We start from the raw sequence: 16,204 nt of genomic DNA, 5'->3' as shown, positions 1-16,204 counted from the left end.
CCCCTCCTTTCCCCCGTAGGGCGTATGCGGTATTAGCAGTCGTTTCCAACTGTTATCCCCCTCGACTGGGCAGATCCCTAGGCATTACTCACCCGTCCGCCGCTCGCCACCTCAGGAGTAAACTCCCTTGTGCTGCCGCTCGACTTGCATGTGTTAGGCCTGCCGCCAGCGTTCAATCTGAGCCATGATCAAACTCTTCAATTAAAGTTTTGTTGCTTCCGTCTTACGACTTCAGCGGCTCAATGAATTCTGATTTTTTGTTTCTCGCTAAAAGAAACAAACTGTACATATTGCTATGAACACTCATTGTTACATTGATTTAAATTTTTGACTGCCAACCCGAAGGCTAAGCAGTTTCGATTAACTCAACACCTGTGAGTGTTCACACAGATTTCTTGTTTTATCTTGTTAAAGAGCAACTCAATATTCATAAGAGAACTTGAGTACCAGACTGAGCGTCGAACGCTTCCAGTTGGCTAGGGCTGCGTATTCTACGCATTTCCCGTTTCGCGTCAAGGAGTTTTTGCAAACTTTCTTTTCGCTCATCAATCAGTAAACTCATCGATGAACTGTCACATCAGGCTGCTTAACGCTGTCTGCCGTGTCAGTGGATGCGCATTATAGGCAGTGAAACTTTTTGTGCAAGGGCTTTTTTAACAATCCCCGCCAAGCGAATAAATAACCACCAAACTGCAGAAATATACTGCAATACTGAGCAATATCGCTGTTTGGGTTGATAAGTTTGGCAAAAGAAATCGCCTATTGCAGGGATTTTAATAGATTGAATGGGCATAAACAGAAGTTGATAGCGATTTTTCGCGATATCTATCAGTAAACCTCTAAAAGCGTTATGCCCAGTGTGATGTCTTACTCTTGTTTGCACCTAGCTAATGATAAGCAATGATCAAAAGCACGAGCCCTAAGATTTATGCTCTTCTTATTTCTCTTTTTCGATATTTGTAGCGCTTTGTGTTTGTGTTGCAGCTTGGGTTGAGGAATTGATCTCGACATTCGTCACCGTATCATCACCGACAATATGAGCAACTTTAAGTTTTCTCACAGTTCGAATCGTAATGATCGGACCTGAAATCGCATATAAGTAAAAACCGACGCATAAGATCAATGCAGGTTGAACTGACACCACCACAAATACACCGACGACCAGTAAGATCACGATAAAGTTAACCTTGCCACGCCAGTCAATTTCTTTAAAGGAGTGATAGCGGAAATTGCTGACCATCAGTAAACCGATTGCCGCAGTCACAAGGGCTGCAATCCAACTGATATTTTTTCCATCGAGACTGTATTGATTACCAAGCCAAATACTGCCAGCAATAACAGCTGCAGCGGCCGGACTAGCGAGACCTTGAAAATAACGCTTATCGGCAACGCCAACTTGCGTATTAAATCGAGCGAGCCTGAGTGCCGCACCTGCACAATAAATAAATGCCGCCAACCAACCAATTTTACCTAAGTCGGCTAATGCCCAATTGTAGGCGAGTAGTGCTGGTGCCATTCCGAAGGACACCATATCCGCCATACTGTCGTATTCGGCACCAAAATCACTTTGGGTATTAGTCAGTCTTGCCACTCGACCATCGAGACCATCACAGATCATGGCTATAAAAATGGCTATTGCAGCAGCTTCAAAGTTAGCATTCATGGAAGCAATTACGGCATAAAAACCAGAAAACAAACCCGCTGTTGTAAAAAGGTTCGGTAATAAATAGATACCTTTATTCTTTACTGTTTGATTTGAAGAATTTTGCATACACTTATTACGCTAGTTCAGTGAAGAGAAGTTAGCTTTCAAGATAACATATTTTATTATCATGTCGATGAGAGACCAGTTAGGGATAATTTCGATGTTAAAAGTGAACATGTTCAGAACAATACTGTATCGATGGCTCTGGCTCGGCCTTTTCATTGGCCCCGTTTCTGCGGGCGTTATTTATACTTGGGTCGATGAAAATGGGGTGACGCATTACAGTCAACAAGCCCCACAACAAGAAAGCATCAAAACATCAAAACTCTACAGTGAAGATTTAGAGCAGGCGAAAGTCGGTTTTATCGCGCCGATAAAGAAAGCTGAGCCAACTTCTGAAGCCAATGAATTAGAAAAGTCAGCAGCGCTGATCAAAGAGAAAGATGCTAAGCAGGCTAAATCCATTTGTGAGAGTGCAAAACACAATTTAGATATTCTCTCGACGCATACTAAGCTTATCCGCCAAACTTCCGAATCGGGTGAATCTGTCGCTATGACTGAAGAAGATCGCCAAGCCTCGATTGCCCAACAGCAGGAAAGAATCAAACTCTTCTGTGATAAGAAGTAGCCAAATTCACTATGCCACTACATTAATGAACAACGATTAACGCTGATGCAATAAAAAAGGAGCCGAGTTAAAAACTCGGCTCCTTTCGTTTTAGTGCTTGAAGCGGAAGCGATACTGACTAAGGAAGCGCTATCTCTTATTGCAAGATAGTTTATTTCAAGCTCGTTCATTCAAGAACGCTTATTTCAGTTCGCCTATTTCAACATATCCAACTTCAAGCTTGCGATTAACGTATCGCATTCAAACAACACACTAAGTTACTAGCTACTGGTCACAGGTTATTGCTCGAACACTAACTCGCCACCCGCACAGCTGACCTTGATCGGTTTACCCGGTAACAAGTCACCACGCAGTAATTTCTGCGCCAGCGGGTTTTCGACTTCTTGCTGCAATGCCCGTTTCAACGGTCTTGCACCATACACAGGATCGAAACCAATTTCCGCAATCAGTGATAATGCGTCGTCGGTGATCTCCAATGTATAGTCCTTTTCAGCCAAACGTTGGCGTAAGGAAGCAATTTGTATCGAAGCAATACGCTTGATATTGGCAGCATCCAATGGATGGAACACCACAGATTCATCGATACGGTTTAAAAACTCGGGTCTGAAACTGTGAGTGACCACATTCATTACCGCCGCTTTCATCTCTGCATAGGTCACTTGACCAAATCCTTCTTGGATAATGTCGGAGCCTAAGTTCGAGGTCATGATGATCACTGTATTTCTAAAATCGACAGTACGACCTTGACCATCGGTTAAGCGTCCATCATCAAGCACTTGCAGTAAAATGTTAAACACATCGGGATGCGCTTTCTCGACTTCGTCGAGCAATATCACCGAATAAGGTTTACGACGAACGGCTTCCGTTAAGTAACCGCCCTCTTCATAACCTACGTATCCTGGAGGCGCACCCACTAAACGCGATACTGAGTGTTTCTCCATAAACTCAGACATATCAATGCGCACTAAAGCCGATTCGGTATCAAATAAGAACCTCGCCAGTGATTTACACAGCTCAGTTTTACCTACACCCGTTGGGCCTAAGAACAGAAACGAGCCAATCGGGCGATTTGGATCCGCCAGACCCGCGCGGCTACGACGAATCGCATTCGCGACCGCATCGACGGCTTCGTTTTGGCCGATCACTCGTTCATGCAGCGCCACTTCCATTTGCAGTAATTTTTCGCGCTCGCCTTCAAGCATTTTCGATACAGGTATTCCCGTCGCTTTCGACAATACTTCGGCGATTTCGAACTCAGTAACCTTGTTACGCAATAACGTCATGTCCTGCATTTCGGCTTGCGATGCCAAATCGAGCTGTTTTTCAAGCTCAGGAATACGACCGTATTGCAGCTCAGACATCCGAGTTAAATCACCCGCACGACGCGCCACTTCTAAGTCCATTCGAGCCTGTTCGAGATCGGCTTTTATGTGCTGAGTGCCCGCTAATGCGGCTTTTTCAGTACGCCAGATTTCGTTCAACTCTGAAGCTTTCGCTTCAACGTCACGTAATTCCTCTTGCAGATGGTCAAGCCTGCGACGACTCGCCTCATCATTTTCTTTGGCTAACGCCTGCTCCTCCAGTTTGAGCTGGATAGCACGACGTTCGAGCCTGTCGAGTGACTCAGGTTTTGAGTCCATTTGCATGCGGATGCTCGATGCCGCTTCATCGATCAAATCGATCGCTTTATCGGGTAACTTACGGTCCGACACATAACGGTGCGACATGGTCGCTGCCGCCACTATCGCCGGATCGGTAATTTCCACATGGTGATGCAGCTCGTAACGTTCTTTCAGGCCACGCAAAATGGCAATGGTATCTTCAACGCTTGGTTCATCCACCAACACTTTTTGGAAACGTCGTTCAAGCGCCGCATCTTTTTCAATATACTGACGATACTCATCAAGTGTGGTCGCGCCCACACAGTGCAAGTCACCACGCGCTAACGCAGGTTTCAGCATGTTACCCGCATCCATTGCGCCTTCACCTTTACCGGCGCCGACCATAGTATGCAGCTCGTCGATAAAGAGGATCACTTGACCTTCTTCCTGCGCCAGCTCATTAAGTACCGCTTTTAAACGCTCTTCGAACTCACCACGATATTTAGCACCCGCAATCAATGAGCCCATATCGAGGGATAAGACACGCTTATTTTTAATGCCCTCGGGGACTTCACCATTAACGATACGCTGGGCAAGTCCTTCAACAATCGCCGTTTTACCCACACCCGGTTCACCGATAAGGACGGGGTTATTTTTACTGCGACGTTGTAATACTTGGATCGTGCGGCGAATTTCATCGTCACGGCCGATCACAGGATCTAACTTGCCTTGTTCGGCTCGCTCGGTCAGATCGATAGTAAACTTCTTCAACGCTTGGCGTTGATCTTCAGCGTTCGGATCATCCACTTTTTGGCCGCCGCGCATTTGTTCAATGGTTTGTTCCATCAACTCTTTGGTCGCGCCGGCTTTTTTCAACGCTTGTGCAAGAGCATCGGCACCTTCTAACGCAGCTAATACAAATAATTCGCTAGAGATATATTTATCTTTACGCTTTTGCGCCAATTTATCGCACAAATTTAATAAACGGATTAAACCTTGGGATAATTGTACATCGCCGCCAGTCCCTTCAACTTGAGGTAAGCGTTCCAGCTCTTGACTCAAGAGCGATCGCAGCGCACTCACTCGAATGCCAGCTTGGGTCAATAAGGGATGGATTGAACCTGAATCTTGGTTCAACAATGCCATCATCAAATGCAGCGGTTCAATAAACTGATGATCACGCCCAAGTGCGAGTGACTGGGCATCAGAGATGGCAAGCTGAAATTTATTGGTCATACGATCGAGTCGCATACAGCCTCCTAACACTCATATAGTAGAGATATGCCAATCCACAAGACATCTTGCCAATTTAGTGGCTTTAAAATCAGTACCGCTAATGGAGAGATCTAAATAGGATTGGTATTACATTTCGTTAGTTAAAAGATGGGGGCTATTTAGCCAAATTCAAGCGAATAACGCGCAAATAAATACAAACTGTAGGGGAATTAGCTTAAGACTTAAGCCAGATCAATGAAGCCATGCGTCCCGTCACCTTATCGCGACGATAAGAGAAGTAATCCGTGTCGCTGACTGTGCAGATATCTGCGCTATAAATATGGTTTATCCCGAGTAAACTCAAGCGTAATTTAGCCAAGCCAATAATATCGGCAAGATACTTGTTACCACTTGGAATAAAACACGCTGCCGACTGCGGATGTAAAGTACAAAAAGCTTGCTGTACTTCAACGCCGACTTCAAATTTTTGTGGACCAATTGCCGGGCCGAGGTAGGCAATCAACTCATCCATAGGTGAACGAAACTGCGCCGCGGTGGCCTCAATCACGCCATCACATAAACCACGCCAACCGGCATGGGCTGCAGCCACTTCGGTTCCCGCTTGATTACACAACAACACAGGTAAACAATCGGCAGTCATTATAGCGCAAACTAGGCTCGCGGTTCGGCTGTAACAGGCATCGGCAATCGGTGTATCCACAGCAGGAGCTAAGCTCAGCGCATCTAAATTAAGCACATGAGTACCATGCACTTGCTCGAGCCAGACAGGCTCAGCGGTTAACGCTAATTGTTTGCAGAGTAATTCACGATTAGCCATCACCAACTCTGGCGCATCACCGACATGCAGTCCAAGATTCAGACTGTCATAAGGATGCACGCTCACACCGCCATGACGATTTGTCATAGCGATGCTGACATTAGCGGGAACAGGCCAATCGTGATGAAACACTTACAAATACTCAATCGGATGCTCGACTGTGTCTTGACGCAGTGCTTTCGTCAAAATCACCATGTCTTCAGGAATTGGCGCGTGCCAGCTCATGATTTCACAACTCACAGGGTGCGCTAATTCAAGACGCACAGCGTGCAGCGCTTGGCGCTTGAAGTTTTTCAGAATATCAAAAAACTCTGGGCTGGCCCATTTCGGCGGTTTTGGACGACCACCATACACAGGATCGCCCACTAATACGTGGCCTATGTATTCCATGTGCACACGAATTTGGTGAGTACGACCCGATTCAAGGCGCAATCTTAGACGAGTGTGGTTACGGAATTTTTCCGCCACACGATAATGCGTCACAGCTGGTTTACCTGAGTGATGCACCGCCATATGAGTACGTTTCGTTGGATGACGACCAATCGGCTCATCAACAGTACCGCCACCTGTCATAGTCCCCATCACAATCGCTTCGTATTCACGAGTGATTTCACGGGCCTGCAAGGCGGCAACTAAATGGGTTTGCGCTTCAACGGTTTTGGCTACAACCATTAAACCTGTAGTATCCTTGTCCAGACGGTGCACAATACCAGCACGTGGTACATGCTCAATATCGGGACAATGGTGCAATAGTGCATTCATCAAAGTGCCATCGGCATTGCCAGCACCAGGGTGAACCACGAGTCCCGCTTGCTTGTTGATCACAATAATGTCGTCATCTTCATAGACGATATCCAGATCAATGGCCTGTGCCGCTGCGTGAACTTCTTCTTCAAGAGTGGCATCTATGAGTATCTGTTGCAGCTCATAAACTTTCTCTCGGGGCTTATTAACGACAACGCCGTCAACATAAACTGCATCAGATAGGATCCATTCCTTGATGCGCGTGCGCGAGTAATCTGGGAACAACTCTGCTAGGGCCTGATCTAATCTCAGTCCAGTTTGTGTTGCCGAAATCTCGCTTTTTAGATTAATCTCTTGTGTCATAGGAACCGTATCCCCATTTAGGGGTCAAAAAATGTGTGCTATCTGTTACAATCGGATGTTTTCTATTTTATAGTGAAATGGAAAAATTCTTAACTACAACTTAAAAAGAATTGAATTCAAGTATGTATAAATTTTCCAAAGGCGTTACCTTAGTCCTATTTTCACTAGCGTTATCAGCCTGTAGCAGCAGCCCTGATGATAACGATATTGCCGCCAAAACGTCACCTGATGTACTTTATACTCAGGCAAGAACCTCTATGGAGCTTGGCAATTACTCTAAAGCTGTCCGTTCTTTGGAAGCGTTAGACTCACGCTTCCCCTTCGGACCTCACAAAACTCAAGTCCAGTTAGACCTGATATATGCTTACTATAAAATGGACGATGTCGCTTCTGGTATTGCGAACATAGACAGATTTATCCGTCTTAATCCAACTCATCCAGATGTAGACTATGTGTTCTATATGCGCGGTTTAGTGAACATGCAAGCCGACAATTACATGTTCCACGACATGCTTAATATCGACCGAACCGATCGTGATCCTAAAAATGCTCAAGATGCTTTCAAAGATTTTGATCGTCTTATCAAAACCTACCCTAACAGCAAATATGCCGCCGATGCGCAAAAACGCATGTTAGCGTTGAAGAATCGCTTAGCAAAATATTCAATTCAAGTTGCCGAGTATTATCTCAAGATGAATGCATGGAGCGCCGCAGCAATCCGAGCACAATCTGTAATGGAAACATACCCTGGCACCCCTTCAAATGAACGGGCATTAGAGATAATGATAGAAGCTTATGGCGAATTAGGTCAGAGCAAGCTGAAGCAAAACGTGCTCATGGTAATGCAAGCTAACTTCCCAAACAATGAAATCTTATCAAACTAACCGAGAATGCCCCTTTAATAGGGGCATTTTTTTGCTTGGTTACCCTAATAAGCCATAAATAGATAACGCTAAGTTCTCAGTGTGGATAGTAGTTTGGCTATTTTTACATCCTCAATACCAGCACAAATGACACTTTCGTGTAAATCTTATCCAACTGAGTCACTTTTTCCGTTATTTAGTAAAAATCTATTGACTCAAAACCCGAAAAGCCTTTAAATTGCGCCCGTCGCCCGAATAGCTCAGTCGGTAGAGCAGAGGATTGAAAATCCTCGTGTCCCTGGTTCGATTCCGGGTTCGGGCACCATCTTTAAATGGGTTGCGATAGCGACTTATGTTAGAGAATTGCGATAGGTACAGTGCAGGTGTGGTGGAATTGGTAGACACGCCAGCTTCAGGTGCTGGTGCTCGCAAGGGCGTGGAGGTTCAAGTCCTCTCACCTGTACCAAATTGCAGTTCAAAAGTTAAGATTCACAGTGTTAAGATTGTCAATTCGATTAAATATCGAATATCCATGCAGATGTGGTGGAATTGGTAGACACGCCAGCTTCAGGTGCTGGTGCTCGCAAGGGCGTGGAGGTTCAAGTCCTCTCATCTGTACCAACATTTAAACCTCGCAAAGCGAGGTTTTTTTGTATCTGAAGCAAAATAAATTTTCTGTAACTCTCCCCTCTTTCCTCAGATTTGCTATACCTATTGTTACAGACTCATCATAGGGATAGATAGAGTTCTGCCTAAAGGACTCTTTAGTTCACTGAGGCTATCCATATGAACGGTCTACAAATAAAACAAAAAATGTTTATCGGCATTCTGGTTCCCCTTTTAATGCTAATGACGATTGGTTTTCTCGCCATTAATATGATGGGTAAAATTGAATCGGGTGTTGAACGTATCTATGGCGATAGAGTTGTGCCACTAGACGATTTAAAAGTGATTGCTGATAAGTACGCGGTCGATGTTATCGATGCGGTCAATAAGGCGAACGCGGGTGGTTTCACCGCCTCTCAAGCAGCTGAAACACTAGACAGTGCCAAATCTACCATTACCCAGCATTGGCAAAAATACTTAGCCACTGAACTTACCTCAGAAGAATCCCGACTCGTAAAACAAGCCGAAGTACTGTTCTCACCCGCGAATCAACAGATTGACACACTGATCTCACGCTTAAGAGGATTAAATGGTGATGTATCAAGCCAATTATCGGCCAATATCCTGCCGCTTTACCAAGTAATAGACCCCATCAGTAACCAAATATCTGAACTGATTGCACTGCAAATTCGCGTGGCAGGCGAAGAAAAAGATCGTGTGAATGCCATTTACCAATCTTCAATCACTATTTTTGTAGCATTAGCCTGTGCCGCCATGATTATCAGTATTGTGATTGGGCTCTGGGTCAATCGCAGCGTGATGAATCCTATTAATGACATTCTCAGTAAACTTAAGCTAATCCATCAAGACTCAGATCTTACCGTCAAATTCACTACTTTTAATCACGATGAGCTAGGACAAATATCCACTAGCCTCACCCAAGTTATTGAACACTTGCGGGGCATTCTTCATTCGATTGCCGAAGCGGCAAATACCGTTAATAGTTCAGCAAATGAGTTAAGCAGCTTCACGCAGGCAACCAATAAACGTATGCAACAGCAGCAAGCCGAAACGGAGCAAACTGCAACGGCCATGAATGAGATGACGGCAACGGTTGCAGAAGTCGCCCAAAGCGCATCTGCGGCGGCAGATTCAGCCAAAGATGCCGACACCTATGCAGCCAATGGCAATAATATTGTGATGCAATCGATTAGCAGTATGTCGCAATTATCTGATCAAATTCAAAAAACGGCACAAGTCATTGGATTTCTGTCTAATGAAAGCCAAAATATCGGCCGCGTACTCGATGTGATAAAAAGCATTGCCGAGCAAACCAATCTATTAGCATTAAATGCCGCCATTGAAGCAGCCCGTGCGGGGGAACAAGGCCGCGGCTTTGCAGTCGTTGCGGATGAAGTGCGGACCCTTGCGCAGCGCACCCAAAAGTCTACCCAAGAAATTGAGGCCATGATTGCCACACTGCAACAAGGCGTTAAAGAAGCAGTTAACGCTATGGAAATAGGTATAAATCAAGTAGATGATGCTAATGATAAAGCTAATCAAGCAGGCCAAGCACTGAAAGAAATCGTCTCCTCAGTAGATAGCATCACAGAACTTAATACTCATATTGCGACCGCTGCCGAAGAACAAAGTAGCGTTGCCGAAAGCATTAATCGTAGTATTATTGCCATCAGCGATATTGCCGAACATTCCACCGCATCGGCGGCTGAATTAAGTGAATCTGTGGTTAATTTAACTAAACTCGCCAACAGTATGCGCAATCAAGTGAGTGCATTTAAACTCTAAGTCAAAAAACCACACTATGACTGCAATAAGCTTTGCTGTTGCAGTTAACCTCCCCCATTACCTCTGTAATACATTGAAATAATATATTTATTTATCATTTCCCAATCTCATACCCGCTTTGATAAAGCACTTCAAATGACCTTAATCACGCTTATCGGTAGCACGAATTGCGATCATCACTATTGATCCAAATCAAATAGATCTTTAAACTTATTTAACATTCATAATATTTGCATATTAAGGATTTTCTATGTTGGACAGCCGTACAATCCAAGTTATCAAGAGCACTATCCCCTTACTCGAATCCGCAGGCCCTGCGCTGACGACCCATTTTTATGAACGTATGTTCAAACATAATCCTGAATTAAAAGATGTATTTAACTTGGCACACCAGCATTCTGGTGGCCAGCCTGTTGCCCTGTTCAACGCCATCGCGGCTTACGCTAAAAATATTGAAAACTTAGCGGTGCTAAGTTCGACTGTCGAGCGCATTGCCCAAAAACATACAGGATTTCTGATCAAGCCTGAGCAATATGCGATCGTCGGCAGCCACTTATTAGCCACCCTTAAAGAGTTAGGCGGTGATGCAGTAACAGAAGAAGTATTAGAAGCTTGGGCGCAGGCCTATGGATTTTTAGCAGATATCTTTATTCAACGAGAAGCTCAAATTTATCAGGCACATGCAGAACAAGATGGCGGTTGGTTGGGTGAGCGTCAGTTTATCATTAGCGCGAAAAAGACTGAGTCCACAGTCATTACCTCCTTCATATTGACGCCCGAAGATGGTAAACCAGTTAAAGATTTCATTCCCGGTCAGTACTTAAGTTTGAAGCTAAAACATCCCAATTTAGCATATGAAGAAATCCGCCAATATTCCCTATCCGATGCACCGAATGGCAACAGCTACCGCATCAGTGTGAAACGTGAATTAGGTGGCCAAGTGTCTAATCTGCTACACGATACCATGCATATCGGTGACAAAATTGCAGTTATGCCGCCGGCGGGAGATTTTATCTTAGAAGTTGGGGCGGACATCCCCGTCGTGCTCATTTCGGCAGGTGTGGGTCAAACACCGATGAAAAGCATGTTGAATCAATTGCTCAAGTTGCAACATCCAAGTGCTATTACTTGGCTACATGCCTGTGAGCAAGGTGATGTACATGGTTTCAAACAGGCTATTCACACCAAGCGTCAGCAACATCATAATCTGAAGAGCCATGTTTGGTATCGCAAGCCGAGTTTAACCGATGTGGTAGGTACAGATTATGATTTCGAAGGACAAATGGAATTAAGCAAAGTCGCAGATCAACTGCTTCCCCATGCACGTTACTATTTCTGCGGACCTATTGGATTCATGTCAGCCATCAAGCAACAATTACTCGTTCTGGGTGTCTCAGCTGAAAACATGCACTATGAAGTATTCGGCCCCCACGCCGATCTCTAATCCCATGTCACGGGCTTGGGACACCTGACTCTCAAGTCCATTTTTATATTTAGAATACGCAGAATAATGGCTGATAAATTGAATTGCTCTATGTCTCTAAGCTACCGGTTTACAGCGGATGCAAGCCACTTCTGCGGCAGTCAGCACACGACTTTCGCCCGACGCCAGAGCTTCATCCAACACAATATCACCTATTGATAATCTATGTAGACCAACAACTGGGTTTCGAAAGCGGCCAAACATCCGCTTAATTTGATGGTACTTACCTTCCTTTAAAGTCACTTCAGCAACATGGTCAGCAATGATCACCAATTTAGCGGGCTGAGTCATTACTTCTTCAAAGCTGAAATACATGCCTTCGGCAAATGCGGCTATATATTCTTCAGTTAATGGATTAGCTAAGGTGACGCGATACACTTTATCGACCTTATGCGTCGGTGACATTAGTGCATCAGACCAGCGGCTGTCATTGGTCAGTAATAACAAACCCGAAGAATTTAAATCTAGCCTACCCGCGATATGTAACTCATCACGGGCTTCGCAATCGAGCAAATCAATCACAGTTTTATGCTGAGTATCTTTAGTCGCGCTCACCACGCCAATCGGCTTATGCAACATCAAGTAAACTGGCGTGTTGGCCTGTAATATTTGCCCATCGAGTTGGATGTGAGAAAACTCATCCACTTGCCTATCCATGTCCTTCACTATCAATCCATCGACACGAACTCGGCTCAAGAGTAACAGTTCACGCACCGCTTTACGGTGAGTGTGTAACTGGGTACAAAGATAACGATCGAGTCGGCCGCGCTTAGACTGCATAACACCACAAATGACGAAATATGAATGGGATAGCCATTCTAGCAGGATGCGAGTTCAGGTCATAGCGAGCCAATACAGTAAGCATCACAGAGGTTATTTAGAGCAAAATTAGATCAAACTAGGCAAAATTTGTTAAGCTAGGCGTTCAATTCATCTTATTGTGAGTGGTTACCGCATCAAAAACTTATCTGCAAGTCCCGTTATGATACGTTCGAACCTGCTATTTTTAGCCTTGTTTTTAGTGATACTCGCGAGCTCATTCTTCACTCAAGCGAGCGATGCAGTAAATCCCCCTGAAGCGCCTCAACCTTTCGCCATCCATGATAAACCGCTGATAGAGCGCTACGTCTTCGATGAACTCAAATCCCTCAGATACGATCAACAGGATCTTGAGCGGCGCCTCACCATAGATATCACAGATCGCGAACTGGCCGTTGCCGACAAGTCGATGAATTACGCCAATGTCACTGTCACTTACTTCTTTTATATGATCGCCGGCGTCGCCTCTTTAGTTGCCTTTATCGGCTGGCAATCCCTACGGGAAATCAAGACACATACCGCCAAACTGGCCGCGAATCAGCTGCAGAGTATTGCCGAACAATACGAAGAAAAGTTCAAATTACTCGAGCAAGAACTCAAGCATAAGAGTCGTACTATCACGGATAATAATCGTGAAATAGAAGTGATTAATGAAATTCATAATCTGTGGCTACGCGCCCAAAGTGCCCAAACACCCGAACAAAAAATTGAAGTCTACGATGAAATCCTCACGATTCGACCTGGAGACTTGGAAGCGCTGACCTACAAGGCCGATGCCGCAATGGAAATGCGCGAATTTAATTGGGCACAAAGCCTATGTAATCGTGTTTTAGAGGTTGACCCAACGAACGCCCATGCTTTTTATCAAAGAGCCTGCGCCTTTGCGTGTTTAGGTGTTGAAGATAGGGCAATTTCTGATTTGGAACGCGCCATCCATAACAGCGCATCCTTCAAAGAGCTAGCGTTGGATGAAGCTGATTTCTCACAACTTAAAGGGCATCCTCGTTTCGAAACCTTATTGGCCTATCACGAACCTGATAAGCCCTAAGCTCCTAAGTTTAAGCCCAGAACGAATGCTTAATATGTAGCGTTAGCTTTCAGTGACGTTTTATCCCACAGATAAAACGCCTCAAGCAAACAACTTAAGTGCACTACTAGGCTATCGACGCAACTTTAATTGCCGCAATTTTATATGCACAGCGGCGAGCACCTTCGATGATATGTTCTTCGCGGCTCACCACGGCAATATCAGCGAATAACTGCTGGAAAAGTTGCAACTCTGAGCGGCAAAAGTTCAAACATTTAGTCGCTGCGGCGCAGATTGGACAATGATTTTCGAGTAAAAAATACACGCCATCGATGTGTTCCATGGTCGCCATATAACCTTCGTTCGAGCGTAATTTTGCAAGTATGGCCAGACGTGTCGGAATATCAGTAGCCCCTTCCATTGCCGCACGATATTGGACTAACGCACTTTGCTCCCTGTGATCGATAAGCTTATCCAAGCCTTGGTCGCCAAAGATCATTTTTACCGAGTCAATCAGCTGTACCGTCAATTCCTCATGGCGATCGGCAAAGTGAGTACGGCTTTGTTCAGTCAATCCCCAGTAACGTGTTGGGCGACCGCGGCCTTCAACTCGATCCTCAATATCCACATCACCCATATCTTCCAAAGCCTGAAGATGTTGACGCACCCCCATAGTTGTTAACGCCAATTCCTCCGCTAAGGTTTTTGCGGTAAGCGGGCCATGTAACTTGAGTAATTGAATAATCTTATCAGTAGTTTTCATTGAGTCTCCCCGATTTCAGCCGAAGCATTATCTCCCAATCTCCGTAGCTTTAACAGATTAAATAAACTTTTTTATTTACTTTATCCTTTACAAGATTAAGTAAAGCAATTACCTTACAAATAATTTATAAACAAATAGGTTTACTTAATGAAATTACTCATCATCAGCACCAGCCAAAGACCCGATTCACAAAGTGCTAAAGTCGGTCGTTATATCGCCGAAAGCAGTTTCTCATCTCCTCACAGCATGGGTTACGACACGATACATCACTTAGAACTATGCCTGTTTAATCTGCCCTTTTGGGACGGAGAAGAAAACAACAAAGGTGAACACTGGCCCGAAATAGAGCACAGAGTCGATGAAGCCGATGCGCTAGTGCTGATCACCCCGGAATGGGGCGGCATGGCATCACCATTACTGAAGAACTTTTTATTGATGTGTACTCGCGAAGAAACCGCCCATAAACCCGCCTTATTAGTTTCGATATCGGATGGTATTAGCGGTACCTATCCTATCGTTGAAGTAAAGATGAATGCCCTTAAAAACAATAAATTAGTGCCCATACCCGATCACTTAATCATCCGCAATGTCAGCCATGTACTCAATGCAATCCCTGAGAGTGCACGCGATATCGCGCTTAGGGAAAGAGTGCAATACAGCTTATATATGCTGCATCAATACGCCCAAGCATTAGCCCCCATTCGTGAACAACATGCCAATCAAGCGTACCCAAAACAGCAGGAATACTGTTACGGTATGTAAGCGGCTTGAGATTTTAACCACCAGCAACAGACTAAAATCATTACAAGGAACGCATTATGATTCATTTAGAGCATATCAATTTAGTGGTAGACGACATCCCCGCAGCACTGCGCTTTTATCAAGCGGCTTTCCCCCATTGGCGTGTTCGCGGTGGCGATAAAGGCACTTGGTACGGCAAACCCCGTAATTGGATTCATTTTGGCGATGATTATCAATACATTGCTTTTAGTGACAATGGTGAAGGTGAAAACCGCGATTTGGCAGGTCATCAAATTGGACTGGCGCATTTTGCCTTTGTGACCGACAACTTAGATGCTGTGATAGCAAGACTGACCCAAGCAGGTTTCCCTATTGCCAAAGATGGCATGGAAGATCCCTATCGACGCAATATTTACTTCTTCGATGCCCATGGTTTTGAAGTGGAATTTGTGGAGTATTTAACTGATATTCCAACGGAACGAAATCGCTATTAGCGTAAATCGTTATTAAAAAGAAGTAGCCAAGAACCGCATGTAGTGAATAGGGTGCAGGAGCTAGGTACTATTCGCTTCGCTCGGATTGTTGCTGCGCCACTATGGCCGAATCCTTATGGGCATAAAAGTGGAGTCTAAACTGAGTATCTTCAGTCAGTAGCTCCACTTTATGCCAATATTCAGGATGTGAAATGGCGGTTTCACCTGCGCGAATAATAACTTCTTTATCTAATTCGCCCCTGCTACCCGTATAGCCATAAAACTTTAAGCTGCCCGTTAACACTTGGATCTGCCCATATACGCCAGCCTTAGTATTGTGCATGTGCAGCAACATTTTAGGAACGTTGTCATGGTTGAAAACCGGCGTTGATTTGTAATTTACAAAATCTTTGGGGACTAAGGCCATGATGTTTTGCACTCCTTGTGTCAAATCACGAAAATCGAACAATGCTTACGGCAAGACTAATATAGCCGTTGCCGTATTTCTGTCCAACTCATATCTTGACCT

14 protein-coding genes, 3 tRNA genes and 1 rRNA gene are annotated in these 16,204 nt (G+C 44.7%); 10 read left to right on the top strand and 8 right to left on the bottom strand.

Going from position 1 to position 16,204, the window contains the following annotated elements:
- Both L5M37_RS11050 and pssA read right to left on the bottom strand, forming a co-directional pair.
- Positions 1-204, bottom strand: a 16S ribosomal RNA gene (locus tag L5M37_RS11050); the annotation flags it as partial.
- A 733-nt stretch (positions 205-937) separates the two neighbouring features.
- Positions 938-1,771 (bottom strand): CDP-diacylglycerol--serine O-phosphatidyltransferase, encoded by an 834-nt coding sequence (gene pssA / locus L5M37_RS11045; protein WP_263200481.1) that lies wholly within the window; start codon positions 1,769-1,771, stop codon positions 938-940.
- A 94-nt stretch (positions 1,772-1,865) separates the two neighbouring features.
- Here pssA and L5M37_RS11040 point away from each other — a divergent pair, with 94 nt between their 5' ends.
- Entirely contained in the window at positions 1,866-2,333 is a 468-nt protein-coding gene (locus tag L5M37_RS11040; protein ID WP_168825064.1) for a DUF4124 domain-containing protein, read from the top strand.
- A 278-nt stretch (positions 2,334-2,611) separates the two neighbouring features.
- On the opposite strand, the gene clpB is transcribed toward L5M37_RS11040, so the two are convergent.
- From clpB to rluD, 3 genes are all read right to left on the bottom strand, one after another.
- A complete protein-coding gene (clpB, locus tag L5M37_RS11035; protein WP_198573010.1) occupies positions 2,612-5,185 on the bottom strand; it encodes an ATP-dependent chaperone ClpB in 2,574 nt (857 codons plus the stop codon).
- A gap of 199 nt (positions 5,186-5,384) precedes the next feature.
- Entirely contained in the window at positions 5,385-6,119 is a 735-nt protein-coding gene (pgeF, locus tag L5M37_RS11030) for a peptidoglycan editing factor PgeF (protein WP_263200478.1), read from the bottom strand.
- Positions 6,120-7,094: a 23S rRNA pseudouridine(1911/1915/1917) synthase RluD gene (rluD, locus tag L5M37_RS11025; protein WP_105249966.1), complete on the bottom strand. Its 975-nt coding sequence runs from the start codon at positions 7,092-7,094 to the stop codon at positions 6,120-6,122. It lies immediately after the preceding gene.
- A gap of 122 nt (positions 7,095-7,216) precedes the next feature.
- On the opposite strand from rluD, the gene L5M37_RS11020 reads away from it, so the two are divergent.
- The 6 genes from L5M37_RS11020 (at position 7,217) to hmpA (ending at position 11,813) form a co-directional block, all read left to right on the top strand.
- Positions 7,217-7,978, top strand: coding sequence for an outer membrane protein assembly factor BamD (locus L5M37_RS11020; protein ID WP_105249967.1), 762 nt, complete (start codon positions 7,217-7,219; stop codon positions 7,976-7,978).
- A gap of 228 nt (positions 7,979-8,206) precedes the next feature.
- A tRNA-Phe gene (locus L5M37_RS11015) sits at positions 8,207-8,282 on the top strand.
- Between the two features lie 54 nt (positions 8,283-8,336).
- Positions 8,337-8,423 (top strand) — tRNA-Leu (locus tag L5M37_RS11010).
- A 68-nt stretch (positions 8,424-8,491) separates the two neighbouring features.
- Positions 8,492-8,578 (top strand) — tRNA-Leu (locus tag L5M37_RS11005).
- A 165-nt stretch (positions 8,579-8,743) separates the two neighbouring features.
- On the top strand, positions 8,744-10,369 hold the full coding sequence (locus tag L5M37_RS11000) for a methyl-accepting chemotaxis protein (RefSeq protein ID WP_263200476.1): 1,626 nt from the start codon (positions 8,744-8,746) through the stop codon (positions 10,367-10,369).
- A 250-nt stretch (positions 10,370-10,619) separates the two neighbouring features.
- Positions 10,620-11,813 (top strand): NO-inducible flavohemoprotein, encoded by a 1,194-nt coding sequence (hmpA, locus tag L5M37_RS10995; protein WP_263200474.1) that lies wholly within the window; start codon positions 10,620-10,622, stop codon positions 11,811-11,813.
- A 96-nt stretch (positions 11,814-11,909) separates the two neighbouring features.
- On the opposite strand, the gene L5M37_RS10990 is transcribed toward hmpA, so the two are convergent.
- The gene (locus tag L5M37_RS10990) at positions 11,910-12,632 is read right to left on the bottom strand and encodes a pseudouridine synthase (RefSeq protein WP_263200472.1); all 723 of its coding nucleotides are present in this window, start codon (positions 12,630-12,632) and stop codon (positions 11,910-11,912) included.
- A 160-nt stretch (positions 12,633-12,792) separates the two neighbouring features.
- Here L5M37_RS10990 and L5M37_RS10985 point away from each other — a divergent pair, with 160 nt between their 5' ends.
- Complete coding sequence (locus tag L5M37_RS10985; protein ID WP_212601711.1) at positions 12,793-13,719, top strand: TPR end-of-group domain-containing protein; 927 nt, start codon at positions 12,793-12,795, stop codon at positions 13,717-13,719.
- 106 nt (positions 13,720-13,825) lie between these two features.
- Here L5M37_RS10985 and L5M37_RS10980 read toward each other — a convergent pair whose 3' ends face one another.
- Entirely contained in the window at positions 13,826-14,461 is a 636-nt protein-coding gene (locus tag L5M37_RS10980; RefSeq protein WP_263175716.1) for a helix-turn-helix transcriptional regulator, read from the bottom strand.
- A 147-nt stretch (positions 14,462-14,608) separates the two neighbouring features.
- Here L5M37_RS10980 and L5M37_RS10975 point away from each other — a divergent pair, with 147 nt between their 5' ends.
- Positions 14,609-15,223, top strand: coding sequence for an NADPH-dependent FMN reductase (locus L5M37_RS10975; protein ID WP_263200470.1), 615 nt, complete (start codon positions 14,609-14,611; stop codon positions 15,221-15,223).
- Positions 15,224-15,279: 56 nt separating this feature from the next.
- Positions 15,280-15,696 carry a VOC family protein gene (locus L5M37_RS10970; protein WP_028759264.1) on the top strand — a complete coding sequence of 139 codons (417 nt, stop codon included), beginning with the start codon at positions 15,280-15,282 and terminating at the stop codon, positions 15,694-15,696.
- A 67-nt stretch (positions 15,697-15,763) separates the two neighbouring features.
- On the opposite strand, the gene L5M37_RS10965 is transcribed toward L5M37_RS10970, so the two are convergent.
- Positions 15,764-16,102, bottom strand: a complete 339-nt coding sequence (locus L5M37_RS10965; protein ID WP_028759263.1) for a DUF1971 domain-containing protein — start codon at positions 16,100-16,102, stop codon at positions 15,764-15,766.
- Positions 16,103-16,204: the final 102 nt, after the last annotated feature.

Source organism: Shewanella sp. SM69, assembly GCF_025653985.1.
Classification (GTDB): Bacteria; Pseudomonadota; Gammaproteobacteria; order Enterobacterales; family Shewanellaceae; genus Shewanella; species Shewanella oncorhynchi.
Note: the sequence above shows the minus strand (reverse complement) of the source record. Positions and strands in the feature narration are given on the sequence as shown.